This window comes from Amycolatopsis sacchari (assembly GCF_900114035.1).
Lineage (GTDB): Bacteria > Actinomycetota > Actinomycetes > Mycobacteriales > Pseudonocardiaceae > Amycolatopsis_E > Amycolatopsis_E sacchari.
This window is the reverse complement of sequence record NZ_FORP01000008.1, coordinates 84980-109063: the sequence shown is the minus strand read 5'-3', so window position 1 is coordinate 109063 and position 24084 is coordinate 84980. Positions and strand designations below refer to the sequence as shown.

General features: G+C 69.8%; 26 protein-coding genes and 1 tRNA gene. 11 read left to right on the top strand and 16 right to left on the bottom strand.

Going from position 1 to position 24084, the window contains the following annotated elements; genetic code table 11:
- Positions 1-4: 4 nt before the first annotated feature.
- The 3 genes from grpE to BMZ92_RS16020 form a co-directional block, all read right to left on the bottom strand.
- Positions 5-706 (bottom strand): nucleotide exchange factor GrpE, encoded by a 702-nt coding sequence (gene grpE, locus BMZ92_RS16030; RefSeq protein ID WP_091508083.1) that lies wholly within the window; start codon positions 704-706, stop codon positions 5-7.
- Positions 703-2556, bottom strand: a complete 1854-nt coding sequence (gene dnaK / locus BMZ92_RS16025; RefSeq protein WP_091508082.1) for a molecular chaperone DnaK — start codon at positions 2554-2556, stop codon at positions 703-705. The genes grpE and dnaK overlap by 4 nt, the downstream gene beginning before the upstream one ends.
- 175 nt (positions 2557-2731) lie before the next feature.
- On the bottom strand, positions 2732-3394 hold the full coding sequence (locus tag BMZ92_RS16020; RefSeq protein ID WP_091508081.1) for a DUF4097 family beta strand repeat-containing protein: 663 nt from the start codon (positions 3392-3394) through the stop codon (positions 2732-2734).
- Positions 3395-3539: 145 nt separating this feature from the next.
- Here BMZ92_RS16020 and BMZ92_RS16015 point away from each other — a divergent pair, with 145 nt between their 5' ends.
- The gene (locus tag BMZ92_RS16015) at positions 3540-4076 is read left to right on the top strand and encodes a YbhB/YbcL family Raf kinase inhibitor-like protein (protein WP_091508080.1); all 537 of its coding nucleotides are present in this window, start codon (positions 3540-3542) and stop codon (positions 4074-4076) included.
- Here BMZ92_RS16015 and BMZ92_RS16010 read toward each other — a convergent pair.
- Both BMZ92_RS16010 and BMZ92_RS16005 read right to left on the bottom strand, forming a co-directional pair.
- A complete protein-coding gene (locus BMZ92_RS16010) occupies positions 4073-4633 on the bottom strand; it encodes a TetR/AcrR family transcriptional regulator (RefSeq protein WP_091508079.1) in 561 nt (186 codons plus the stop codon). The genes BMZ92_RS16015 and BMZ92_RS16010 overlap by 4 nt on opposite strands.
- Positions 4630-4953, bottom strand: a complete 324-nt coding sequence (locus tag BMZ92_RS16005; RefSeq protein WP_091508078.1) for a DMT family transporter — start codon at positions 4951-4953, stop codon at positions 4630-4632. The genes BMZ92_RS16010 and BMZ92_RS16005 overlap by 4 nt, the downstream gene beginning before the upstream one ends.
- Positions 4954-5079: 126 nt before the next feature.
- Here BMZ92_RS16005 and BMZ92_RS16000 point away from each other — a divergent pair, with 126 nt between their 5' ends.
- The 3 genes from BMZ92_RS16000 to BMZ92_RS15990 all read left to right on the top strand — a co-directional run bounded on the left by BMZ92_RS16000 (position 5080) and on the right by BMZ92_RS15990 (position 8984).
- The gene (locus BMZ92_RS16000; protein WP_091508077.1) at positions 5080-7365 is read left to right on the top strand and encodes a (Fe-S)-binding protein; all 2286 of its coding nucleotides are present in this window, start codon (positions 5080-5082) and stop codon (positions 7363-7365) included.
- Between the two features lie 122 nt (positions 7366-7487).
- Entirely contained in the window at positions 7488-7970 is a 483-nt protein-coding gene (locus BMZ92_RS15995; RefSeq protein WP_091508074.1) for a DUF742 domain-containing protein, read from the top strand.
- A gap of 9 nt (positions 7971-7979) precedes the next feature.
- Positions 7980-8984 (top strand): cation diffusion facilitator family transporter, encoded by a 1005-nt coding sequence (locus tag BMZ92_RS15990; protein ID WP_091508071.1) that lies wholly within the window; start codon positions 7980-7982, stop codon positions 8982-8984.
- A 5-nt stretch (positions 8985-8989) separates the two neighbouring features.
- Here the strand turns inward: BMZ92_RS15990 and BMZ92_RS15985 are convergent, their stop codons facing one another.
- Positions 8990-9583, bottom strand: a complete 594-nt coding sequence (locus BMZ92_RS15985; RefSeq protein ID WP_091508069.1) for a class I SAM-dependent methyltransferase — start codon at positions 9581-9583, stop codon at positions 8990-8992.
- Between the two features lie 59 nt (positions 9584-9642).
- Here BMZ92_RS15985 and BMZ92_RS15980 point away from each other — a divergent pair, with 59 nt between their 5' ends.
- A complete protein-coding gene (locus BMZ92_RS15980) occupies positions 9643-10248 on the top strand; it encodes a TetR/AcrR family transcriptional regulator (RefSeq protein WP_091508066.1) in 606 nt (201 codons plus the stop codon).
- A complete protein-coding gene (locus tag BMZ92_RS15975) occupies positions 10232-11854 on the top strand; it encodes an acyl-CoA dehydrogenase family protein (RefSeq protein ID WP_091508064.1) in 1623 nt (540 codons plus the stop codon). The genes BMZ92_RS15980 and BMZ92_RS15975 overlap by 17 nt, the downstream gene beginning before the upstream one ends.
- Here the strand turns inward: BMZ92_RS15975 and BMZ92_RS38680 are convergent.
- Positions 11836-12216 carry a CAP domain-containing protein gene (locus tag BMZ92_RS38680; protein ID WP_342743499.1) on the bottom strand — a complete coding sequence of 127 codons (381 nt, stop codon included), beginning with the start codon at positions 12214-12216 and terminating at the stop codon, positions 11836-11838. The genes BMZ92_RS15975 and BMZ92_RS38680 overlap by 19 nt on opposite strands.
- Before the next feature lies 1 nt (position 12217).
- On the opposite strand from BMZ92_RS38680, the gene BMZ92_RS38675 reads away from it, so the two are divergent.
- The 3 genes from BMZ92_RS38675 to BMZ92_RS15960 all read left to right on the top strand — a co-directional run bounded on the left by BMZ92_RS38675 (position 12218) and on the right by BMZ92_RS15960 (position 13911).
- A complete protein-coding gene (locus BMZ92_RS38675; RefSeq protein WP_342743498.1) occupies positions 12218-12574 on the top strand; it encodes a hypothetical protein in 357 nt (118 codons plus the stop codon).
- A gap of 155 nt (positions 12575-12729) precedes the next feature.
- On the top strand, positions 12730-12933 hold the full coding sequence (locus BMZ92_RS15965; protein WP_091508058.1) for a hypothetical protein: 204 nt from the start codon (positions 12730-12732) through the stop codon (positions 12931-12933).
- 186 nt (positions 12934-13119) lie between these two features.
- On the top strand, positions 13120-13911 hold the full coding sequence (locus BMZ92_RS15960; RefSeq protein ID WP_177228723.1) for a DUF11 domain-containing protein: 792 nt from the start codon (positions 13120-13122) through the stop codon (positions 13909-13911).
- A gap of 39 nt (positions 13912-13950) precedes the next feature.
- Here BMZ92_RS15960 and BMZ92_RS15955 read toward each other — a convergent pair whose 3' ends face one another.
- Together BMZ92_RS15955 and BMZ92_RS15950 are read right to left on the bottom strand one after the other, a co-directional pair.
- A complete protein-coding gene (locus BMZ92_RS15955) occupies positions 13951-15372 on the bottom strand; it encodes a sugar porter family MFS transporter (protein ID WP_177228722.1) in 1422 nt (473 codons plus the stop codon).
- 93 nt (positions 15373-15465) lie between these two features.
- Positions 15466-15927, bottom strand: coding sequence for a MarR family winged helix-turn-helix transcriptional regulator (locus BMZ92_RS15950; protein ID WP_091508053.1), 462 nt, complete (start codon positions 15925-15927; stop codon positions 15466-15468).
- Positions 15928-15999: 72 nt separating this feature from the next.
- Here BMZ92_RS15950 and BMZ92_RS15945 point away from each other — a divergent pair, with 72 nt between their 5' ends.
- A complete protein-coding gene (locus tag BMZ92_RS15945) occupies positions 16000-17121 on the top strand; it encodes an FAD-dependent oxidoreductase (protein ID WP_091508052.1) in 1122 nt (373 codons plus the stop codon).
- Here BMZ92_RS15945 and dcd read toward each other — a convergent pair.
- Together dcd and BMZ92_RS15935 are read right to left on the bottom strand one after the other, a co-directional pair.
- Positions 17118-17699, bottom strand: a complete 582-nt coding sequence (dcd, locus tag BMZ92_RS15940) for a dCTP deaminase (RefSeq protein WP_091508049.1) — start codon at positions 17697-17699, stop codon at positions 17118-17120. The genes BMZ92_RS15945 and dcd overlap by 4 nt on opposite strands.
- 9 nt (positions 17700-17708) lie before the next feature.
- A complete protein-coding gene (locus BMZ92_RS15935) occupies positions 17709-18872 on the bottom strand; it encodes an oxygenase MpaB family protein (RefSeq protein WP_091508046.1) in 1164 nt (387 codons plus the stop codon).
- A gap of 94 nt (positions 18873-18966) precedes the next feature.
- Here BMZ92_RS15935 and BMZ92_RS15930 point away from each other — a divergent pair.
- Positions 18967-19037: transfer RNA gene (locus BMZ92_RS15930), tRNA-Gly, on the top strand.
- 95 nt (positions 19038-19132) lie between these two features.
- On the opposite strand, the gene BMZ92_RS15925 is transcribed toward BMZ92_RS15930, so the two are convergent.
- From BMZ92_RS15925 to BMZ92_RS15905, 5 genes are read right to left on the bottom strand one after another with little or no spacing between them, the layout of a single operon-like run.
- Positions 19133-20320, bottom strand: a complete 1188-nt coding sequence (locus tag BMZ92_RS15925; protein WP_177228721.1) for a tyrosine-type recombinase/integrase — start codon at positions 20318-20320, stop codon at positions 19133-19135.
- A gap of 1 nt (position 20321) precedes the next feature.
- On the bottom strand, positions 20322-20537 hold the full coding sequence (locus tag BMZ92_RS15920; protein WP_091508044.1) for a helix-turn-helix domain-containing protein: 216 nt from the start codon (positions 20535-20537) through the stop codon (positions 20322-20324).
- 22 nt (positions 20538-20559) lie between these two features.
- On the bottom strand, positions 20560-22161 hold the full coding sequence (locus BMZ92_RS15915) for a replication initiator (RefSeq protein WP_091508041.1): 1602 nt from the start codon (positions 22159-22161) through the stop codon (positions 20560-20562).
- Positions 22158-22562 (bottom strand): hypothetical protein, encoded by a 405-nt coding sequence (locus BMZ92_RS15910; RefSeq protein ID WP_091508039.1) that lies wholly within the window; start codon positions 22560-22562, stop codon positions 22158-22160. Before BMZ92_RS15910 ends, BMZ92_RS15915 begins: the two co-directional genes overlap by 4 nt.
- The gene (locus tag BMZ92_RS15905; protein WP_091508037.1) at positions 22559-24079 is read right to left on the bottom strand and encodes an FtsK/SpoIIIE domain-containing protein; all 1521 of its coding nucleotides are present in this window, start codon (positions 24077-24079) and stop codon (positions 22559-22561) included. The genes BMZ92_RS15910 and BMZ92_RS15905 overlap by 4 nt, the downstream gene beginning before the upstream one ends.
- Positions 24080-24084 lie beyond the last annotated feature (5 nt).

Genomic DNA, 24084 nt, shown 5'->3' with positions numbered 1-24084 from the left:
CGAACTACTTCTGCTGCTCATCCGAAAGTTGCTCCACCGGCAGCTCCCCCTCGACCGGGGTGTCGGCCGGCGGTGCGGCCGCGGCCGGCTCGTGGTCGGTCACGCCGACCAGCGCGGGCCGCAGGGTGCGCTCGCCGAAGCGGTAACCACGGCGCAGGACCGTGGTGACCGTCGGGCCGCTCACGTCCGGGGAGGTGCTGTGCTGCACCGCCTCGTGCACGCTCGGGTCGAAGGCGTCGCCCTCGGCGCCGAACGGCTCGAGCCCGGCCCGCTGCAGGCTCGCGACGAGCTTGTCCGCCACCGCCTTGAAGGCACCGGTGAGGTCACCGTGCTGCTCGGCCCGCTCGAGGTCGTCCAGCAGCGGCAGCATGTCGCTGACCACGGCCGCCTTCGCCGCGAGCACCACGGCCTCGCGGTCGCGGTCGACCCGCTTGCGGTAGTTGGCGTACTCCGCCTGGAGCCGCTGCAGGTCGGCGGTGCGCTCGGCGAGCTGCTTCTCGACGTCCGACTGGACGCCGACCGCGTCGTCGACGATCGTCTCGCCGAGGCTCGGGCCGGAGGGGGCCTCGGGGGCCTCCGCCGTCGCAGCCTCGGGCTGGCGCACCTGACCGGTCTGCGGGTCGATCTTGCGGCGGTCCCGCACCACGACGGGCTCGACGACCTCGCGGTCCACCTCGTCCGTTTCCCGGGAGTGCTTGCCGGTCACTTCTTCTCGTCCTCGTCCACGATCTCGGCGTCCACCACGTCGTCGGCCTTGGCGTCGCCACCGGCGGCACCGGTGGCACCGGCCGCACCGGCGTCACCACCGGCCTGCTGCGCGTTGGCGTACAGCGCCGTGCCCAGCTCCTGCGAAGCGGTGTTCAGCTTCTCGATCGCTTCCTTGATCTTGGCGGAGTCGGTACCCTTGAGCGCCTCGTTCGCCTCGTCGATCGCGGTCTTGACCTTGCCCTTGATGTCCTCGGGCAGCTTGTCGTCGTTGTCCTTGACGAACTTCTCGGTCTGGTAGACCAGCGACTCGGCCTGGTTGCGGGTCTCGGCCTCCTCGCGGCGCTTGCGGTCCTCCTCCGCGTGCGCCTCGGCGTCCTTGACCATGCGCTCGATGTCGTCCTTCGGCAGCGCGGAGCCACCGGTGATCGTCATCGACTGCTCCTTGTTGGTGCCCAGGTCCTTCGCCGTGACGTGCACGATGCCGTTGGCGTCGATGTCGAAGGTGACCTCGATCTGCGGCACGCCGCGCGGGGCCGGCGGCAGCCCGGTCAGCTCGAACATGCCGAGCTTCTTGTTGTGGGCCGCGATCTCGCGCTCGCCCTGGAACACCTGGATCTGCACCGACGGCTGGTTGTCGTCCGCCGTGGAGAAGATCTCGGACCGCTTCGTCGGGATGGTCGTGTTGCGCTCGATGAGCTTGGTGAACACGCCGCCCTTGGTCTCGATGCCCAGCGACAGCGGGGTCACGTCGAGCAGCAGGACGTCCTTGACCTCACCCTTGAGCACACCGGCCTGCAGCGCCGCGCCGACGGCGACGACCTCGTCCGGGTTCACGCCCTTGTTCGGCTCGCGGCCGCCGGTCAGCTCCTTGACCAGGTCGGACACGGCCGGCATGCGGGTCGAGCCACCGACGAGCACCACGTGGTCGATCTGGCCGACCGAGATGCCCGCGTCGCGGATGACGTTGTTGAACGGCTGGCGGGTGCGCTCCAGCAGGTCGTTGGTGATGCGCTGGAACTCGGCCCGCGACAGGGTCTCGTCGAGGAACAGCGGGTTCTTGTCCGCGTCGACCGTGATGTAGGGCAGGTTGATGTTGGCGCTCGACGAGCTGGACAGCTCGATCTTCGCCTTCTCCGCCGCCTCCTTGATGCGCTGCAGCGCCATCCGGTCCTTGGTCAGGTCGATGCCGTGCGAGGCCTTGAACTTGTCGACCAGCCACTGCACGATCCGCTCGTCCCAGTCGTCACCACCGAGGTGGTTGTCACCGCTGGTGGCGCGGACCTCGACCACACCCTCGCCGATCTCCAGCAGCGAGACGTCGAACGTGCCGCCACCGAGGTCGAAGACCAGGATGGTCTGCTCCTTCTCGCCCTTGTCCAGCCCGTAGGCCAGCGCGGCGGCGGTGGGCTCGTTGACGATGCGCAGGACGTTGAGGCCCGCGATCTGCCCGGCCTCCTTGGTGGCCTGCCGCTGGGCGTCCGAGAAGTACGCCGGGACGGTGATCACGGCGTCGGTGATGTCCTCGCCCAGGTACGCCTCGGCGTCGCGCTTGAGCTTCATCAGCACGCGCGCGCTGATCTCCTGCGGCGTGTACGCCTTGCCGTCGATCTCGGTCTTCCAGTCGGTGCCCATGTGCCGCTTGACCGACCGGATGGTGCGGTCCACGTTGGTGACCGCCTGGTTCTTCGCGGGCTGACCGACGAGCACCTCGCCGTTCTTCGCGAAGGCGACGATGGACGGGGTGGTCCGGGAACCCTCGGAGTTGGCGATGACCGTCGGCTCGCCGCCCTCCAGGACGGCGACGACCGAGTTCGTCGTGCCGAGGTCGATGCCGACCGCTCGCGCCATGGTGGTTCTCCTCCTGATATACGCTGCTTGAGCTGCGGTGTCGCGCCCGTCTTGAGCGGGTGTCGCTCAAGTTCTATCTCCTGCCCGACAGTTCCGTCAACCAGAACTTGAGCCGGGGGCGCTCAACCTTTCTGACACTGCCAACGACCGGCGCCGGCGAGTTGTTCCCGGGCCGTCAGGCCGATTTGACGAGCACGTCGCCGCTGTTGGCGCGGACGTCGATGACGTGGGTACCCGCCGGGTCGTCGGCCACCCGGACCTGCTCCTCCCCGGAGCGGGCCTCGGCCTGGACGCGGTACCGGTCCGGCGGCACGGTGACGTCGATGTCGCCGCTGTTGCTCTCCGCCCGCACGTCCTGCGGGGCGGTGAGCTCGACGGTGATCGCGCCGGAGTTGACGTTCGCCTTGACCGGCCCGGCGGGGCCGACCACCCGGATGTCACCGGAGTTGGCGCCCACGTCGGTGGCCCCGACGCCGTCCAGCAGCACGTCGCCCGAGTTCGCCCGGCCGGTGACCGCCGTCCCCCGCGGCACCACGACCTCGTAGTCGACGCTGCAGTTGTGCCCGCAGCCGCTCAGCACCAGCCGCGTGCCCTCCACCCGGAACGCGTCGTCCGGCCGGGAGCGGTGGTAGCGCAACCGCTCGTGCACCGACGCCGTGGCCACGTCCCTGCTGGTCACGCGGACGCTGCCCGACTCCGTGGCGATCACCACGCTGTCGACGCGGCCGGGGACGACGTGGTCCCGCGTGTCATCGGAGTGCCACCACCAGCCGCTCGCGACCGCCACCCCCGCGACGATCAGCGCCGCCCCACCGACCGCGAGTGCCGCCCTGCCCATTGAGTCCTCCCCAGTCAGGTTTCCCGTCTGCGACAGACGCTAGAACCGGGTAGGACTGGGAGGCATCAGGGAACGCCCCCGGTTCGACCCTGGGGTGTCCCCGACCTAACCTCGCAGTGATCGAGTTCAGGTTCAGGGAGGATCGATGGCTCAGCCACCCAACCCGTACGACTTCCTGCCCCCGGTGCCGGGCTTCACGCTGCGCAGCGACGACGTCGCCGACGGGCAGACGCTGGCCGCGCCGCACCTGTCGGGCATCTTCGGCGTGCCGGGCGGCGAGGACCGCTCCCCGCACCTGGCGTGGGAGGGCTTCCCCGCGGAGACGAAGAGCTTCGCCGTCACGGTGTACGACCCGGACGCCCCCACCGCGAGCGGTTTCTGGCACTGGGCGGTGTTCAACATCCCCGCGTCGGTGACCGAGCTGCCCTCCGGCGCGGGCGACGGCTCGGGGCTGCCCCCGGAGGCGGTGACCCTGAAGAACGACGCCGGCGTGAAGCGCTTCCTGGGCGCGGCCCCGCCGCCCGGGCACGGCCCGCACCGCTACTTCGTGACGGTGCACGCCGTGGACGTCGAGAAGCTGGAGGTCCCGGAGGACGCGACCCCGGCGTTCCTCGGCTTCAACCTGTTCAGCCACACCCTCGCCCGCGCGGCCGTCGTCCCGGTGTACGAGAACAAGGGCTAGCGGGGGCGCAGCAGGTATTCGACGACGGGCCGCAGCTCCTCGGCGGTGGGCGGCTCGTCGTCGATCAGGCCCTGGATCAGCAGGCCGTCGATACCCGCGAGGAACGCCCGCAGCGCCACCAGGTCATCGGGCCGGACCATCGACGTGAGCACGTCCAGCCACCGCCGCGCGGCGGGGCGCAGTTCGGGACGGCGGGCGGCGAGCAGGTACAGCTCGTACTCCGCCATCGTCCGCCCGCGCCGCGGGCCCAGCGCCTCCGCCAGCAGGTTCGCGACCTCGTCCGCGCCTAGGCTGCCGCGCGAGCGGGCGCGGTCAATCATCCAGTAGACCTCGGTCGCCATGTCCTTCGCGCACGAAATGAGCGTGGCGACGAGCAGGTCGTTCAGCGTCGCGAAGTGGTAGGTCGTGGACGTCGTCGGCACCCCGGCCTCCGCCGCGACCGTCCGGTGCGTCACCCCCGCCACTCCGTCGCGCTCGATGACGCGCAGCGTCGCGTCGATGATCTCCTGGCGCCGCCGGTCGCCCCGCGCCTTGCGGCCGTCCCGCTGCGCCTTCACTTCGCCGCTCCCAGCTCCAGCAGCACCACCCCGGCGATGATGAGCGCCAGCCCCGCGATCATCGCCGGGTTGAGGCTCTCGTGCAGGAACAGCACCCCGATGACCGCCACGAGCGCGACCCCGGCCGCCGACCAGATCGCGTACACGACCGCGACCGGCAGCCCCAGCTTGAGCACGAAGGACAACGCCGTGAACGCCACCCCGTAGCCCGCCACGACGACGATTGACGGCCCGAGTTTCGAGAACCCCTCGGACAACCGGAGCGAGACGGTCCCGGCGACCTCGGCGACGATCGCGAGCGCGAGCAGGAGATAGGCCATGTTCACCAAACTACCTGTACGATCGTCCCGCTTCCGAGGGAGTCGTGCGCCACACCGATTGGTTACCCACGGGTAAGAACAGTTAGTCTCCCGACAACCACCACACACGGACGAAAGGCCCCGATCATGGGTGCTCTGCAGATCACGCTCGGTGTGATCGGCGTCGCCATAAGCATCGTCGCTTGGATCATGTTCGTCGCCGGCGTCTGGCGCATGGTGCGCATCATTCGCCTCGGACAGCCGGACTCGACGCGCAACGGCCCCTTCTGGCCGCGGCTTGGCACACTCGTCAAGGAGTTCGCCGCACACACCCGGATGAACAAGTTCCGGCACGTCGGCCCGTGGCACTGGCTGGTGATGTGGGGCTTCCTGATCGGCTCGCTGTCCTGGTTCGAGGCCTACGGCGAGACGTTCGACCCGCACTTCCACTGGCCGGTCTTCGGCGCCTGGAGCGTCTGGCTGTTCATCACCGAACTGCTCGGCCTCGGCACGGTCGTCGGCGGGATCGCGCTGGCGATCATCCGCCAGGCCAACCACCCGCGCCGCGCCGACCGCCAGTCCCGCTTCGCCGGCTCGAACTTCAAGCAGGCCTACTTCGTCGAGAGCGTCGTGGTCATCGAGGGCCTCGGCATCCTCGGCGTGAAGGCGTTCAAGATCTCCAGCGGCATCGAGGACCCGGCGCTGTGGACGAGCTTCGTCACCAAGCCGCTCGGCGAGATCCTGCCCGCGAGCACCGCGGCGGTGACGATCACCGCGCTGGTCAAGCTGCTGTCGGGGATGATCTGGCTCTACGTCGTCGGCCGCACGCTCACGATGGGTGTCGCGTGGCACCGGTTCAGCGCGTTCTTCAACATCTACTTCAAGCGCGAGGCCGACGGCGGCGTCGCGCTGGGCGCGCTCAAACCGATGATGAGCGGCGGCAAGCCGCTGGACTTCGAGGAGGCCGACCCGGAGAAGGACGTCTTCGGGGCAGGGAAGATCGAGGACTTCAGCTGGAAGGGCTGGCTGGACTTCACCACCTGCACCGAGTGCGGCCGCTGCCAGTCGCAGTGCCCCGCCTGGAACACCGGCAAGCCGCTGTCGCCGAAGCTGGTCATCACGCAGCTGCGTGACCACGCGTACGCGAAGGCCCCGTACCTGCTCGCCGGCGGCAAGAAGGACGTCACGGGCGAAGAGGTCGGCCTGACCGGCGACAACCCGTACGCGGGCATCGACGTGCTGGCGCTGGCCGAGGCCGAGCGTCCGCTGGTCGGCGACGACGGTGGCGTCATCGACCCCGACGTCCTGTGGTCCTGCACCACCTGCGGCGCCTGCGTCGAGCAGTGCCCGGTGGACATCGAGCACGTCGACCACATCGTCGACATGCGCCGCTACCAGGTCATGATCGAGTCGAACTTCCCGTCCGAGCTGAACGGGATGTTCAAGAACCTGGAGAACAAGGGCAACCCGTGGGGCCAGAACGCCAAGGACCGGATGGCCTGGGCGGAGGACCTCGACTTCGAGGTGCCGGTGTTCGACGGCGAGCTGGGCGACGCCGAGTACCTGTTCTGGGTCGGCTGCGCCGGTGCGTTCGAGGACCGCGCGAAGAAGACGACGCGTGCGGTGGCGGAGCTGCTGCACATCGCGGGCGTGAAGTACACGGTGCTCGGCCCGGAGGAGTCCTGCTCCGGTGACCCGGCCCGCCGCGCGGGCAACGAGTTCCTGTTCCAGATGCTCGCGCAGCAGAACGTCGAGGTGCTGAACTCGGTGTTCGAGGACCGCGCGCCGCTGGACCGGAAGATCGTCGTCACGTGTGCGCACTGCTTCAACACGATCGCGAACGAGTACCCGCAGCTGGGCGGGCAGTACGAGGTCGTGCACCACACGCAGCTGCTGAACCGGCTGGTGCGGGAGAAGCGGCTGGTGCCCGTCGCCCCGATCGCGGACGACGTCACCTACCACGACCCGTGCTACCTCGGCCGCCACAACAAGGTGTACGAGGCGCCGCGTGAGCTGGTCGGCGCGTCGGGCGCGCAGTTCCGCGAGATGCCGCGGCACGGCGACCGGTCCATGTGCTGCGGCGCCGGCGGCGCCCGCATGTGGATGGAGGAGAAGATCGGCAAGCGGATCAACCTCGACCGCGTCGACGAGGCGCTGGGCACGGCGCCGACGAAGATCGCGACGGGCTGCCCGTTCTGCCGCGTCATGCTCACCGACGGCGTGACCGCGCGCCAGAACGACGGGCAGGCGAGCGAGAAGGTCGAGGTCGTGGACGTCTCGCAGCTGCTGCTGCAGGCCGTCAAGCGGCGCCCGCAGCCGGTGCCGGAGCCCGCGGCGGCCGGTCTGCCCGCCGTCGACTCCGACCCGTTGTCCGCGGATGTGCCCACCGACAAGGTGCCCTCGGGCACGCCTTTGCCGGACGAGGACAAGTAGTCCACACCGTCGGGGGGTTCGCCCGCGAACCCCCCGACGGGCTCGACAGCCGCGTTATCCTTGTTCTCTCGCAGCCGCAGGTGTCCGCGAGGCAGTTCGACCTGCGCGAATTGGGGCGAGAGATGGGTGTACCCGCTGGCGGTGGACCGGCTGACAAGCCGGCGATCGCCCGTGCCGGTGCCCGTTTCGCCGGGGAGTTCGACGAGCCCGTCGCCGAGGCGCCCCGGCTGCCGCGGTTCGACGACCAGGTGGCGTCCGAGGACGCGTCCGGCCCCCGCGTCCGCCCGTACGTGCTGACCGGCGGCCGCACGCAGTCCACCTACGAGCTGGCGCTCGAAACGCTGGTGAACGTGCGGGCCGACGCCCGCTGGACCGGTACGGCGCTGAACAGCGAGTACCAGCCGGTGCGGGCGGTGTGCCAGCGGACGGTGTCGGTCGCCGAGGTCGCGGCGACGCTGTCGATCCCGCTCGGCGTGGCCCGCGTACTGCTGTCCGATATGGCCGAACTGGGGTTGCTCCACATCCACGGCACCGAGCGCACGGCGGAGGGCAGGCCCCCGATGGCGCTCATGCGTCGCGTGCTGGATGGTCTGCAACGGCTTTAAGATCGGCCGGTGAGCGAGCAGGGCGAGTCCCCCAAGGGCGAGAGCACGGTCACCGTCGTACTGGCGGGTTCGGTCAACCTGGCCATCGCGATCCTCAAGGCCATCGCGGGCGTGCTCACCGGTTCCGGGGCACTGCTGTCCGAGGCGGCGCATTCCGTCGCGGACACGATGACGGAGATCCTGCTGCTGACGGCGCTGCGGCGGTCGAGCAAACCGGCCGATCTCGTACACCCGTTCGGGTACGGCAAGGAGCGGTACTTCTGGTCGCTGCTGGCCGCTGTGTCGATCTTCGCGTCGGGCGCGATGTTCTCGTTCTACGAGGGTTTCTCGACGGTCTTCGGCGAGCCCGAGGAGCAGGAGAACCCGATCGTCGGCTACGTCGTGCTGGCGATCGCGTTCGTGCTGGAGAGCATCTCGTGGCTGCAGGCGATGCGGCAGGTGCGGCGCGAGTCCGGGGAGCAGGAGCGGTCGATCGCCCAGTACCTGCGGCTCGTCGACGACCCCGCGCCGAAGTCGGTGTTCTTCGAGGACTCGGCCGCGTTGATCGGGCTCGTGCTGGCGTTCCTGGGGCTGCTGCTGCACCAGCTCACCGGCTCGTCGCTGTACGACGGGCTCGCGTCGATCCTGATCGGGCTGCTGCTGGCGGTGGTGGCGTGGAGCCTGGGGCTGACCAACCTGCGGCTGCTCATCGGCAGGCAGGCCGACCCGGTGGTGGTGCGCGGCATCCGTGAGCTGCTGCGGGACGCCCCGGAGATCGAGGCGGTCGTCGACCTGCAGACGATGCTGCTGGGGACCGACCTGATCCTGGTGTGCGCCCGCGTGGACTTCGACGATTCGCTGCACGTGGCCGACGTCGAGCGCGCGTGCGTCCGACTGGCCGGTGAGCTGCGGGAGCGGTACCCGGACGTGAGCGAGGTCTTCATCGAGCCGGTGCCGCGGACGGACCCGGACCTGCGCGCGGCGGTCCTGGCCCGCTACGGCGAGGCCGCGACGCGGTATGGCGGGCAGCAGTAGGAGCGTCAGGAGGCGCTGAGCACCAGGTAGCGCTCGTCCTCGATCGGGCCGCCCCAGAGGGCCGGGTCCGGCAGCGGCCGCACGGCAGCGTGCCGCCGATGGCCGAGGACGAGTGACTGGCACTCGGCGGCCGTCAAGCCGCCTCCCGTCTTCCACCGGCCCTCGACGAGCACCAGCAGGCCGCCGGGACGCAGCAGCCGAACCCACCGGCCGACGGTCGCTGCGGGGTCCGGCAGCGCCCACACCACGTGCCGCGCCAGGACCACGTCGCACGACGCGGGTGGTACCGGCGGATGGGAGGCGTCGCCCCGGCGGAACTCCGCCGGCACGCCCGCGCTCCGGGCCTTCGCCTCAGCGGCCGCCACCATTCCGGCGGACAGGTCCACACCGAGGACCCCGTGCCCCGCCCCGGCGAGCAACACGGCAAGGCTTCCCGTACCGCACCCGAGGTCGACGACCGACGACGGCGCCACCGGCAGCAGCGGCAACAGCACACCGGCCCAGGCCGCCCGCACCGCCGGGTCACGCAACCCGTGGTCGGGCTGCTCGTCGAACGTGGCGGCCTGCGCGTCCCAGAACTCCGGCGTCCGCTCCAGCACGCCCCGATTCTCCTCCAGGCACCTTGCCTGAAGGCGTGAATCAGTGGTTCACTTCTTGCGTGCCCTACCGACGCACGCCCCAGGTCCAGGCGCGGCTGGACGCCCAGCGCGCCGCGATCCTCCACGCCGCCGACGAGCTGCTCGCCGAGCGCGGGTACGCCGCGTGCTCCGTCTCGGCCGTCGCGGAACGGGCCGGGGTCGCGACCGGCAGCGTGTACAAACACTTCCCCGGCAAGGCCGAGCTGGTCGTCGAACTGTTCCGCAACGTCGTGAACCACGAGGTCGACGCCGTCAAGGCCGCCGCCGCGGAGCCCGGCACCCCGGCGGAACGCGTCGTCGCCCTCTTCGAGACCTTCGCCGTACGCGCGCTGAAGGCGCCGCGCCGCGCGTACGCGCTGCTGGCCGAGCCCGTCGACCCACCGGTCGAGGCGGAGCGCATCGTCTTCCGTCGCGTGTTCCGCGACGTCGCCGCGGAGCACATCCGCGAGGGGGTCCGCGCGGGGCTGCTGCCGCCGCAGGACTCCGTGCTCACCGCGGCCGCGCTCGTCGGCGCCGCCACCGAGGTCCTGATCGGCCCGCTCACCACCGACCACACCGGCGCAGTCGCCGAGCTGCGCACGTTCGTCCTGCGCGCACTAGGAGGTTCCGATGCCCGACACGCATGAGGTGCTCAACCAGGTCCCCCCGCTGGTGGACTACGACGTCGCCGACGACGCGGCCCTGCTGGACGGGTTGCGCCGTGAGGGCGGCGGCTGGGCCGAGGACGAGGTGCACGAGCTGGGCCGCCTCGCCGGCAGCGCGCAGGGGCAGGAATGGGGCCGCCAGGCCAACGAGAACCCACCCAAGCTGCACACCCACGACCGGTACGGCCACCGGATCGACGAGGTCGAGTTCCACCCGGCGTGGCACGAGCTGATGCAGGTCGCCGTGGGGCACGGGCTGCACGCCGCCCCCTGGCGCGACGACCGGCCCGGCGCGCACGTCGCCCGCGCCGCGAAGCTGCTCGTGTGGAACCAGGCCGAGGCCGGGCACATCTGCCCGATCTCGATGACCTACTCCGCCGTTCCCGCCCTGCGCTACAACCCCGAACTCGCCGCCGTGTACGAGCCGCTGCTCGCCTCGCGCGAGTACGACTTCGGCCTGCGCGTGCCGAGCACGAAGCGCGGCCTCATCGCGGGCATGTCGATGACCGAGAAGCAGGGCGGTTCCGACGTCCGCGCCAACACCACCACGGCGACGCCGAACGGCGACGGCAGCTACGTGCTCACCGGGCACAAGTGGTTCACCTCGGCGCCCATGTCCGACGTGTTCCTCACGCTCGCGCAGGCGCCGGGCGGCCTGTCGTGCTTCCTGCTGCCCCGCGTGCTGCCCGACGGCACCCGCAACCGGATCTTCCTGCAGCGCCTGAAGGACAAGCTGGGCAACAAGTCCAACGCCTCGTCCGAGATCGAGTACGACGGCGCGGTCGGCTGGCTCGTCGGTGAGGAGGGCCGCGGCGTGCCGACCATCATCGAGATGGTCAACAACACCCGGCTCGACTGCGTGCTCGGCAGCACTTCCCTGATGCGCCAGGCGGTCGTGCAGGCCACCCACCACGCCGCGCACCGCCGGGCGTTCGGCGCGAACCTCGTCGACCAGCCCGCGATGGCGAACGTGCTGGCCGACCTGGTCGTCGAGTCCGAGGCCGCGACCGTCGTCGCGTTGCGGCTCGCGGGCGCGACCGCGGATCCCGAGCAGGCCGCGTTCCGGCGGCTGGCGCTCGCCGTGACGAAGTACTGGGTGTGCAAGCGCGGCGCCGCACACACGGCGGAGGCGCTGGAATGCCTGGGCGGCAACGGTTACGTCGAGGACTCCGGCATGCCGCGGCTGTACCGGGAGGCACCGCTGCTGTCCATTTGGGAGGGTTCGGGCAACGTCGCCGCGCTGGACGCGTTGCGCGCCATGGCGAAGCAGCCGGAAACCGTGGACGCCTTCTTCGGCGAGGTCGAACTGGCCGCCGGCGCGAACGCCCGGCTCGACGACGCGGCCGCCCGGCTGCGCAAGGAGCTGTCCGACCCGGAGGAGCTCCAGTTCCGCGCCCGCCGCCTGGTCGAGATGATGGCGCTGGTGCTGCAGGGTTCACTCCTGGTGCGGCACGCCCCGGCCGCGGTGTCCGACGCGTTCTGCGCCTCACGCCTCGGCGGGGACTGGGGCATCGCCTTCGGCACCCTGCCGTCCACTGTGGACACCAAGGCGATCGTCGAGCGGGCGCGTCAGAACCCGAAGTCCTGAACCCAGTACCAGCCGTCCTTGTCGAGCCCGACGCCCAGCTTCTGGTAGGAGCAGTTGAGGATGTTCCGGCGGTGCCCGTCGGAGTTCATCCACATCTGCATCGTCTGGGCCGCGGTGGTCGACCCCTTCGCGATGTTCTCGGCGGCCGGGCTGGGATAGCCGGCCGCCTTGATCCGCTGGTCGAACGTGACGCCTTCGGGCGTGCTGTGGGCGAAGTAGTCGCGCGCGGACATGTCCTCGCTGAACTTCTGCGCGGCGGTGTCGAGGCGGCTGTCCTCGGCGAGCGCACCGCAGCCGGCCTTCGCGCGTTCCTGGTTCACCAGCGCGAGGACCTGCCCGGCGACCGAGGTGTCGGGGGCCACCTTGGACGTCGGAGCCTTGCTGCTCGTCGAGGGTTTCGGGCTGGACGAGGACTTCGGGGAGGGCGGGGAGCTGGTCGTGCTCGGCGCGGGGGACGCCGAAGTGCTGGACGGCGCGGGAGAACTCGTCGTCGGCGCCGACGTGGTCGGGCTGGTCGGCGACGGGTGGTGGACCGTGCTGGTCGGGCGCGCGGTCGCGTCGGTGAGCGCCACCTGCAGCGTGGATTCCTGGTGCTCGCGGGTGACGAGCAGGCTGCCTGCCGCGAGGGCGACGCCGGTGAGCACGCCGAACGCGACGAGCACGGGTCTGAGCCGGGGATGGGGGACGGGCACGAGGCCAGAAATTATCACCGAACGGTAACGGTCCCGACCCCTCGAACGGCCCAATCTGCTTGCTCCGTTTGCCCGCATCCTCCAGCAGGAGGAGGCGCGTCACCGGCCTCGGCCGCGGACGCCCCGGTCGGCTGCGGTTACGGCACCGGCGGGCCCAGCGCCTCCACGCTGTGCTGGCTGGACATGAGCGCCTACAACGACACCCAGGCGCACACGGCCGCTGGCCAGGACATGAGCGTGACGCTGCCAGGCGGCTACACGATGACGTTCAACATCGTGAACCGGCCCGCGACCAGCACGAACATTCCGGTGGCGGCCTTCGCCGTGCCGACCAACGGAACTGCGTCGGCGATGGGCAACAGCGTCTACACGGCGGCGCGCGCGTGAGCGGCTACGCGCTGGTGGGTGCCGATGCCGAGAACACTTCGTCCGCCGAAGGCATCACGTGGACGTCGAACCAGCCGATCAACCAGGTGGCCTCGGTTTCCGGGGCGCAGGGCTGTCAGGCGAGCACCGCCACCGTTCTCCCAGACCCTGCGGTCGACCGCGGGCATCGAAGCAGTCGCGTTCGCGGTGCAGACCTCGAAGCTGACGCTGAACAAGCAGATCACGGACCGCCGCCAGGCGAACGACTCGTTCGACATCTCGGTGACCTCGCCGGAGGGCACGACCGTGGGCACGGCCAGCACCGGCCTGTCGAACACCGCCACCACCGGCGCGCTGACCGTCCTGCCGCGTGCGGCCGGGCAGGGCTACACGCTTGGCGAGACCGGCCTGACCGGTAACTACGACCAGTCCTGGTCCTGCACCAACGCCACCACGGGCAGCATCACGCCCCTGCCTTCGGGCACCGGCACCAGCGTGCAGGTCTCCCCGCAGCCGGGTGACGACATCTCCTGCACCCTGACCAACACAGGGCAGAAGACGGACCTGAGCCTCGCCAAGGAGGGTCCGGCATCCGCCGCGCCCGGCGACCTCGTGACGTACCGGCTGATCGTCACCAACCACGGCCCCGGCAACTCGACCGGCTACACCGTGAACGACCGGCTGCCCGCCGGCCTGACCAACATCACCACGACGACCCCGGGCTGCACTGTCACTGGTCTGGACCTCGCCTGCACCGGCGGCGAACTCGCCGCGGGTGACAGCGCGGTGATCGAGGTTTCGGGTATCGCCGACGGCAGCGTGAAGACGCTCTACAACTCGGCGGTCGTGAAGTCCAACGAGATCGACACCGACCCGACCAACGACACCTCCAACCAGGTCACGACCGAGATCGTGCCGATGGTGTCGCTGGCTGTCGCCGGTGGTCTGCTCGTCCTCGGCGGCGGCTACGCGCTCAAGCGTCGTCGCACCAACGCCTGATGCGGAAAGGGCGGGCACCCTCGGGCGCCCGCCCTTTTCTCAGGCCACGTCCTCCAACGCGGTGCCCTTGGTCTCCCGCACGAACTTCAGCGCGAACGGGATGGACAGGAGCGCGAAGGCGGCGTAGATCCAGTACGTCGTCGCCAGGTTCCACGCGGCCATGCTCGGGAAGCTGACCGTGACGGCCCAGTTGGCGACCCAGTTCGCGGCGGTGCCGACGGCGAGCGCGGCGCTGCGGATGCGCAGCGGGAACATCTCGCCGAGCATGACCCACAGGATCACGCCCCACGACAGGGCGAACGAGATCACGAAGACGTTCGCGAACACCAGCGCGACCGGTCCCCACGCCCCCGGCAGGCTCAGCTCCCCGTCGACGGTCTCGGCGTTGCCGAACGCGATGGCGGCGACGCCGAGGCCGATCGCCATCCCGACCGAACCGATGAGCAGCAGCGGCTTGCGGCCGACGCGGTCGATGAAGGCGATCGCGATGAAGGTGCCGATGATGTTGATGACCGGGCTGACCATCGAGATCAGCAGCGAGTCGGTGTTCTGGCCGACCGAGTGCCACAGCGTGTCGGAGTAGTAGAAGATCACGTTGATGCCGACGAACTGCTGGAACACCGCGAGCGCGATGCCCACCCACACGATCGGCAGCAGCCCGAACCTCCCGCCGACCAGGTCGCGGACCTTCGAGCGCTTCTCGACCCGCAGGCCGCGCCGGATGTCCTCCAGCTTCGCGTCGACGTCACCGCCCTCGACCTGCGCGAGCACCTTGCGCGCCTTGGCCGTCTTGCCGATGGACAGCAGGTAGTGCGGCGATTCGGGGATCACCGAAGCGAGCACGAAGTACACGATGGCGGGCACGGCCGCGGCGCCGAGCATCCACTGCCACGGTTCGATGCCGCCCAGCGAGCCGTTGAGGTCGTGCGAACCGTCGGCCCCGACCGGCGCCAGGTCCTTGATGACCCAGTTGACCAGCGCGGAAACGCCGATCCCCAGCACGATCGCCAGTTGCTGCAGTGACGCGAGCCGTCCGCGGTAGGCGGGTGGCGCGACCTCCGCGATGTAGGCGGGCCCGATGACCGACGCGACGCCGATCGCGATCCCGCCGACAACGCGCCAGATCGCGAGGTCCCACACGCTGAACGGGAACATCGCGCCTAGTGCGCTGACCAGGAACAGCACCGCGGCGAGCTGCATCGTGCGGATGCGCCCGATGCGGTCGGACAGCAGCCCGCCGAACCACGCGCCGACCGCGGACCCGATCAGCGCGCTGGAGACCGTGAGGCCGGTGACGCCGTCGCCCACCTCGAAGTGGTGCTGGATGCCGAGCACGGCACCGTTGATGTTGGAACTGTCGTAGCCGAACAGGAAGCCGCCGACCGCGGCCGCCCCGGCGATGAACACCACGTGGGCGAGATGTTGCTGACCGGCTCGCTCCCCGGTCGTGGGCACGCTCATGTCCCCTGCCTCCTTGGTTGTGCCTCCGAAAGGGGCCAACCAGGAGAGTGGTCCAGTCCATACCGGACCACCGGGTGAGATGGTTCACCCAGGTCAGCGATCTGTCAGGCGTGCGGCGGCTTCGTGGGTGATTCGTGCCGCCTCGACCGTGAAGTCCGCTACCAGCGCGAGCTGCTCGTCGCTGTAGGTGGCGCAGAGTTCCCGCACCTGCTGGATCAGGTGGTCCCACAGCGGCGCGATGGAGCGCGCGTACTCCGGGTTCAGCTCCACCAGCAGCCGGCGGCGGTCCCGCGGATGGGGCGTCCGTTTCACGGTGCCCTTGCGCTCGAGCCGGTCGATGAGCGCGGTGACCGACGCGGGCGCGAGCCCGGACCGCTCGCTGAGCTGCTTCGGGGTCAGCGGACCGAACCGGGCGAGGTAGTCCATCGCCTTCGTCTCGACCGCCGACAACCCCTGCCGCTCGGCGATGGCGGTGTGGAACATGACCGTCTCCGTCGACAGCGCCCGCGAGGCGTCGATCAGCCTGGCCACCAGTTCTTCCCGCTCGCTTGACACGCAGCAGAGCCTAACGCATCCTTTCTTTCGATCGAACTAATGACTTTGCAACTTTTCGATGGAAGGAAAGACATGGTGCGAGCACTCGTGATCGGCGGTGGCATCGCGGGCACGGTCACCGCGATCGCCCTGGACAAGGCCGGTTTCACACCGGTTGTATACGAGGCGTATGACAGAACGGCCGAGGGAGTGGGCGCCTTCCTGAGCCTCGCCGCCAACGGGATGAACGGGCTCGAAGCGCTGGGCATCCGGGACGTGGTGCACGGTTTCGCCACCCCCCGCATGGTGGTGCAGAACGGCAACTCCCGGCTGCTGGGCGAGTTCGAGTCGCCGGGCATGCGGACGGTGCCGCGCTCGGACCTGTACGTGACGCTGCGGGACGAAGCGGCGCGCCGGGGCATCCGGATCGAGTACGGCAAGCGGCTGGTGGACGCGGAAGGCCCGCGAGCCCGGTTCGCCGACGGCACCGAGGCCGAGGGTGACCTGCTGATCGGCGCCGACGGCCTGCGCTCACGCGTGCGGCGGCTGATCGACCCGCGGGCGCCGGAGGCCCGCTACGTCGGCCTGTTGAACACCGGCGGCATCGCGCGGGGCGTCCCCGTGGACACCGAACCCGGCGTCATGCACATGGTGTTCGGCAGGCGGTGCTTCCTCGGGTACGTGCTGAACCCCGACGGCGACGTCTGGTGGTTCGCGAACCCGGCGGCGGACGAGGTCCCCGACGCGACGCCGGAGCAGTGGCGCGCGGAACTGCTGCGGTTGTTCGCCCGCGACCGCACCCCGGCACGCAGCCTCATCGAGGCGACACCCGAGATCTACGCCCCGTGGGCCACGTACGACTTCCCTCGGGTACCGACGTGGCACCGCAACCGGATGATCATCATCGGGGACGCCGCACACGCCGCGTCCCCCGCCTCCGGTCAGGGTGCCTCGATGGCGATCGAGGACGCGGTCACCCTCGGGCGCTGTCTCCGCGACGCGGCGGACGTGGAGCGGGCGTTCGCGGAGTACGAGTCGCTGCGCCGGGAACGCGTGGAAGCCGTGGTGGCGCAGGGGAAGCGCAACGGTGACCAGAAGGCGCCAGGACCGGTGGGCCGGTTACTGCGGGACTTCTTCATCGCGCGGGCGCTCAAGGACCCGAACCGGGACGAGCAGCGCTGGCTGTGGGACCACCGCGTCGAGTGGGTGTCCTAGCGCCAGGTGTCGACGCGGTGGAAGTTGAGGTACGCGCGGCTGGGCGTCGGGCCGCGCTGGCCCTGGTAGCGGGAGCCGACCTCGGTGGAGCCGTACGGGAACTCGGCCGCGCTGGTCAGGCGGAACAGGCACAGCTGGCCGATCTTCATGCCGGGCCACAGCGTGATCGGCAGGTTCGCGACGTTGGACAGCTCCAGCGTGATGTGGCCGGAGAAGCCGGGGTCGATGAACCCGGCGGTGGAGTGCGTGAGCAGCCCGAGCCTGCCGAGGGAGGACTTGCCCTCCAGGCGGCCCGCGAGGTCGTCCGGCAGCGTGACCAGCTCGAACGTCGAGGCGAGCACGAACTCGCCGGGGTGCAGCACGAACGGGTCGTCTCCGGTCTTCTCGACCATCGAGGTCAGCTCGTCCTGCTGCTTCGACGGGTCGATGTGGGTGTACTGGCTGTTGTTGAAGACCCGGAAGAAGCGGTCGAGCCGCACGTCGATGCTGGACGGCTGCACCATGGCGGGGTCGAAGGGGTCGATCCCGAGGCGTCCGGCTTCGACTTCTTTGCGGAGGTCACGGTCACTCAGCAGCACGGGTTCACACTATGCGGCCCGCATGTGGCGGGAGTAGGTCGGGTCGAGGTGGACGATTTTCGCCAGCCGGCCGACGTAGTGGCGGCGTTCGAGGCCGCCGAGGAGCTCCTGCAGGAGCGTCGCGCCGGGGATGTGGCGGCGGGCGGTCTCGGCGGCGAAGTTCGCGGCGGCCGCGGCGAGGACGGCGGCCTGGGCGACGGGGTCGTCGGGCAGGCCGAGGAAATCGGCGTTGTCGCGGCCCAGCACCAGGCGGCTGATCGCGGAGTGGACGCGGGAGAGGACCTTGCCGACGGGGCTGGCCTCGTGGGTTTCGAGGAGGGCTTTCGCGAGCCGCCGCGAATCGTCGTCGGGGATGAACTCGGTGGCGGCGAGCAGCCACAGCAGGCGCCAGGCGTCGTCCTCGCCGGCGGGCAGCAGCTCGTCGTCGACGCCCATGAGCCAGCCCACGTAGCGCCAGAGGTGCAGGATGTCGGCGCGTTCGCGGTCGGTGTAGCGGATGCCGAGGAACTGGGTGCCGACGACGAAGACGAGCGAGAACAGGAGGAGCGTGCCCGCGGTCTGCACCTGGTTGACGGGGCGGTCCCACGCTTCGTAGTCCCAGTCGGGGCGCCGGTTCATGGCGGCGCGGACGTGGGCGTGGACGAGGCGGACGCGGAGGGCGGCGGCGTAGCCGGGGCGGTGGGGCCGGAGGTTGCCGGGCGTGGTGACGTCGATCCACCACGCGGCGGTCTCGATGAGCCGCCGCCCGGCGAGGTGCTCGATTTCGCCGGTGCCGACGAGGGATTTGGTGGCGCGGGAGGCGAGGTAGCCGCCCATCAGCGCCATGTCGCCGAGGGGGAAGAGCCCGAGCAGCCCGGTGCGGGTGATGGCGCGGGCGCCCCGCTCGACGCGCTCGTGGTCGAGCCAGTACGGCACGGCCTCGACGGCCTCGAAGAACGCGCGCACGGCCTCCGGCGGGTCCTGCACGTGTGCGATGCCGTGGGCGAGGGCCTCCTCGAAGGCCTGTTTCGCGCCGGGCGCCGCGACGAGCGCGTCGGCCAGCGGGTCCTCGGCCTGCGCGAAGGCCCGGAAGCGGCGGACCTGCGCCTCGTCGCCGCGGAAGCTGTTGCCAGGCCCGAACAACCTCGCGGCGAGCGCGAACCCGCCCTGCCGGAAGAGCTCGGGATCGTCCATGACAACAAGTGTTGTCAGTTCAGGGCGGCCACGTCAAGGAGAAGGGAGGGCTGGGTGCGGGGGGTGCGTTGCGCTGTGTATGATCTGTGGCGCTGCGGATGTAGTTCAATGGTAGAACATCAGCTTCCCAAGCTGAGAACGCGGGTTCGATTCCCGTCATCCGCTCTTGTGGTGAAGGCCCAGGTCAGAAGGTGTCTACTTCGGACCTGGGCCTTCGTCGTGTGCGGGGTCAGGTGGGGCGGCGGGCCATTAGCGGGCCATTAGGGCACCGGAGCCAGCGCGCCGGGCTGGTCGTCGTCCGGATCGTCGTCCTCGGTCGTCTTGCCCTTTCGGTGCTCGTCGACGAGCTTGGAGAGCCGGTCCGCGATCCGCTCATCGGCGTCGCTGGTCGCCCGCTGGTAGATCAGGGCCGCCCGCATGTCGTCGTGCCCCATCCGGGCCATCAGGTCCTTGGTCGAGGTACCCGCCTTGGACGCCCAAATGTTGCCCGCGTGCCGCAGGTCGTGGAAATGCAATCCCTTGAGCCCCATCTTCGCCACGACCGCCGTCCACTGGGAACGCTGGTTGAAGTTGGGCCGCCGAAGCGCCGCCCCGGACCGCTCGCCGGTGAACAACAGGTCGAGCTGATCAGGGCCGACATAGGTGTCCAGGTGCTTGATCACGTCTGGCCGGACGGCGGCCGGGATGATCACTGTCCGTACCCCGGCGCGCGACTTCGGCGGACCGGCCACAAGCCCCTTTCCCGAAATCTCGACGAACGACCGAGACACCCGCACCCAACTCGCATCCTCGGCAATGTCGCAGCGGCGCAGCGCCGTCACCTCACCCCACCGGAGAGACCCGAAGGCCGCGAGCAGGACGAGCGCCCGGAACCGCTCCGGCATGCGGCTAGCCAGGTCGAACACCTGGGCAACCGACAGGACCGGACGTTCCTCGGGCTCCTCGCGGTCGGCACCGCGGACCCGGCACGGGTTCCGTTGCAGGATCTTGTCCTCCTCGACGGCCGTGTTCAGCACCGCCCGCAACAGCCGGTATGCCTTGGCCGTCACCGATTCGGACACGCCTGCCGCCAACCGGTCAGCCCGCCACTGACGGATGAGGGCTGTGGAGAGCTTGCCCATCTCGATGCCGCCGAGGTAGGGCGCGATGTGCTTCCGCAGGAGCCACCGGTACAGCTCGACCGTCCGTGGCCGCAGACTCGGACGCTGCGTGATCCATTGATCCGCATAGTGCCCGAGCGGCACCTTCGCCTGCTCCGGATTGAGCCAGTCACCCTGGCTGATCTGCGTCTCGATCAGTGACAGCCAGCGCTCAGCGTCCCTCTTCGTGCTGAACGTGTTCGGCGCGGTGTGGATTCGGCCGTCCGGACCGGGGTAGCGAGCCTGCCACCGCCCCGACTCACGTTGCCGAACGCTTCCGAAGCTCCGACGCCCCTTCCTGTTCCCCATGTCAGGCCGCCCTTCCGAAGCCGCGCATCAACGATGCCGTGATCGGCTCGACCCGACCTGCCTGCACGAATGCCTCCAGGTCCTCGACGGCCAGCCGGACGTGAGCGCCGACCTTGTGGAAGGCGATCCGGCGTTCGGCGATCAGCCGACGGACGAAGCGCACCGAGGTGTTCAGGTACTCGGCCGCCTGCTCGACGTTCAGGTAGTGCGTGTTCAAGGTGTCTTCCTCCCCCAGGTGATCAGGCAGCTTGTGGAATTGCCGAAGTTTCCGGACCCGGTGGATGGGCCGCGAGGAGTGCCCGGTCGTACTCGGCTTTCCAGGTGACCCGTTCGGCGATGGCGTGCATGAGCAGGTGCGCGCGGGGTGGTGCGTCGCGGTCGCTGGGGTCGACCTTGCGCCAGATCAGCCGGGAGGTGTCCGGCTCCGGCTTAACGATGCCGACGCGTGCGAGCATGTCCCGCACAAAGGCTTTGCGGTCGGCCTTGTGGTCGACGAGCGTCTTGCCGGACCACTTGCGAGAGACCAGGACCCGGCGGCCGGGGAGCCCGAGCGTGGTCCGCCGGTGTGCCCGGCCTGTGCAGTGCCCAGGGGTGGTCCGGCTGGTGGCTCCGAGGGGCTGGATGCCGTAGAGCAGCCACACCGCACACCTCGGGCTGCACGGGGTGATGGACAGTTCAGCGTGAAGCCGGTCGTGGTGTTCCCGCTGCCTCGCGCTCGTGGCTTCGACGACTTCGCCGGTGGATTTGGTGAGGTACTTGGTCAGGTAGCCGATGTGCCGCCCGGCTTCCTCCGTGCCGCCGAGGATGCCCTTGGAGTGCACCTGCCGACCGAAGGTCACCACATGCGCGGGTTCCTCCACGTCCTCTACCGCGTCCTCCCACTGCCGCAACGGCTCCCGCGTCTGCGGATCCACAAAGGACTTGGCTGGCATGTCCCACACCGGCAGGTGGTCCCCGCCGTAGACCGGTTCGCCGTGCCGGGGCCACCACACCTGGTGGTAGGTGGCTTCGGTGACCTGGCGGATGACCTCGTGCGGGATCGACCCTCGCAACGCGGCGTGCAGGTGTGGTGCGGTGCGTTTCTGGGGTTCGACGGTGGCGAAGTACTGCACGTCCCAGCCGACGACGCGGCGGAGGTTCTGCCACCACCGGTCCACCAGGGAGGAGAAATGCACCGCGTCCCGTGCCGCTCGCCGGTAGTCGTACTCGGCCGGGTTCACGGGTGTGCCGTCCTCGCGGACCCGGCCGTAGGTGTCGCAGGTGAGCGTGACGAACATCGACGGCCGGAACTTCCCGGCGTACTCCCGCCCGAGCGTCGTCTTGGTGACCTTGCGCCGGGGCAGGTTCGGCGCATCCTGCCGCCGCTTCGTCGACCGCTTCGCAGGCTTCCTGCCCGGCAGGTCCGGCGACGGGAGACGACCCCGTATCCCGAGTTGCCTAAGTTCTTCGTCGACTCCCCGGATCTCGTCGCGTAGTTCGTCCGCCTGGCCCTGTTCTCCGGCCTGGACCGCCTCCCGATACCGCGCTACGAGGTCAGCCCGGAAGGCCATCAGCTCCTTCTGATCCTCGGTCGGCGGAGTGGGAGTGAAGTCGGGTTCTTCGGTCAGGTGCCAGCCCTCCCGGCACTGGGCCATCCGCAACGCCTTGGCTTTCTTCGCACACGGCGCACACACGCTCTCGACTGTCGAGCCGCAGGGCACGGCGACGTAGCGGAGTTCGCCGGTGTCGGGGTCGCCGACCTCCATGGTGAACGGCCGGACACACACGCCGTACTTCTCGGCGGTGGCCTTCATGACCTCGGTGGACAGCGGGAGCCGCATCCGTTCGGCCCGGGTGCTCATGACTGCACCTCGTGTTCTGTGAGGAGGTCGTGGAAGATGTGCAGCTCCTCCACCGAGACGACTTCGGTCTCCCCGGGCGCCAGGGGCACCAAGCCACGGGTGACGGTGAAGTCGATACCGCCGAACACCCGGAACCACACCCCCGCCCGTGTCCGTCCATGGACGGTGGTGTGCAGGGAGCGGAGGTCGAGGCGCCGCCACCGCACCGTGGCCTCCTCCAACGAGTAGGCCCACACCAGCAAGTCCGCCAACCGTGCCACCGGTGATCCCGGCCCGATCTGCACCTGCACTTCGGAGCGGTACACCTCGCAGGTGACCGACCAGGGCTCCGGCAGCCGGTGCTCCTCCAGGTGCCCCCACACCGCGCCCAACAGCCGGTGCAGCTCGGAACGGCCGTTCACGCCGCCACCCCCAGCAGGCCACCGCCGGTCACGAACGCTTCCAGTGCCTTGACGGTCTTGTCCGGCACCCAGCCGGCCCGTACCCGCAGGGGTTCGCGCAGCCCTTCGCCCCAGACGTAGCCGACACCAGCCGCGGACTCCTCGATGCGGTTGGCCCATGCCCCGCGCTCGTACGCCTGGTCCCCGAGCACCATCCCGACATGCGACTTCGCGGTCACCCGCAGGCAGATACGGCGTGGGAACAGCTCCCGCACCGGCACGGTCTCCTTCGTCGGCTCCTGCACATACCCGCGCACGGTGAAGCCGAGCGCCCGGCCCTGCGTGGTCAGCAGCGCCACCTTTTCCACGATGGCGTCGCGGGTTTTGCGGTCGGTATAGCGCGTGAGTGCCCCGATCTCGTCGAACTCCAGCAGTTCCAGTGGGTGTTCCTGCGACACCGGCACGGTCCGGACCCGGCCGGCGAATGCGGCCTTGCGCTGATCCATCGCGGCCACCAGGTCATCCAGCAGCGCGAGCGCGTCCCGCGCGGTCACGGCATACCGATGGAAGATCCCCCGCCCGTAGGCCAGCTCCATCCCCTTCGGGTCGATCCCGGACACCCGCACCAGCCCGTCCCGGATGGCCGGGGCGATCGACACCAGGGGGCACCACATGATCGAGTTCTTCCCCGCACCCGACGCACCCGCTGTCAGGGTGTGGCTGCCCGAGCCGTGCAGCGGCACGTGCCAATCCTGCCCGTACTCCGTGCGCCCGGCCCACACGTGCCGCACATCGAACGACTCACCCAGGGCAGGCACGGGCACCGGAGCGGCCAGCAGGTCGCGGCGCTGGAAGTCGATGGACACGACGTTCGGGGCGATCTCCCGCACCTGACAGCGGGACACCTTCCGGGCCGAGGCGAGCGCGCGAGTTGCTTCGTCGAAGTCCTCGGGCTTCAGGCCGGGCACGAGTTCCACCCGCACCTCGTCCCACGACGGCCCCGACTTCACCCCACGCACGCGAGGAAGACGCACGGTGGGGTTGCGCCGGTCGCGGATGATCTTCTTCCGCCCGACCAAGCTCACCGTCACGTCGACGGGGATCGTGTCGTCACGCACGCTTAGGCCGCACGCGTGGAGCCAGCCGGGCAGCTTCGGGACATAGACCATCCACCGCTGCCACCACGACCGCAACAAGTGCCCGGCCCACTGGTCGAAGGACACGAGATGACACCGCCGCCACGCCAGCAAAGCGGCTGTCGTGGCCACCGTGGCGATCACGAGCGATGGCCACCCCACCCAGTGCACCCACGCGGCCAGGGCGAGCACTCCGATGCTGGTGCGCGGGTGCGTCACGATCTCCCTGACCACCCAGCCCAGGCCCTTGACCAGCCACCACAGCGCCAGAAACACCACCGCAGCCGCCGCCAGCGCTTCCGCCACCGACGCGAGGACGTGGCCGATCTTGTGCAGCACCCACACCACGACCGCCAGTCCCACCGCGCCGAGGAACAGAACTCCGACCAGGTGCGCGTTCATCGGGC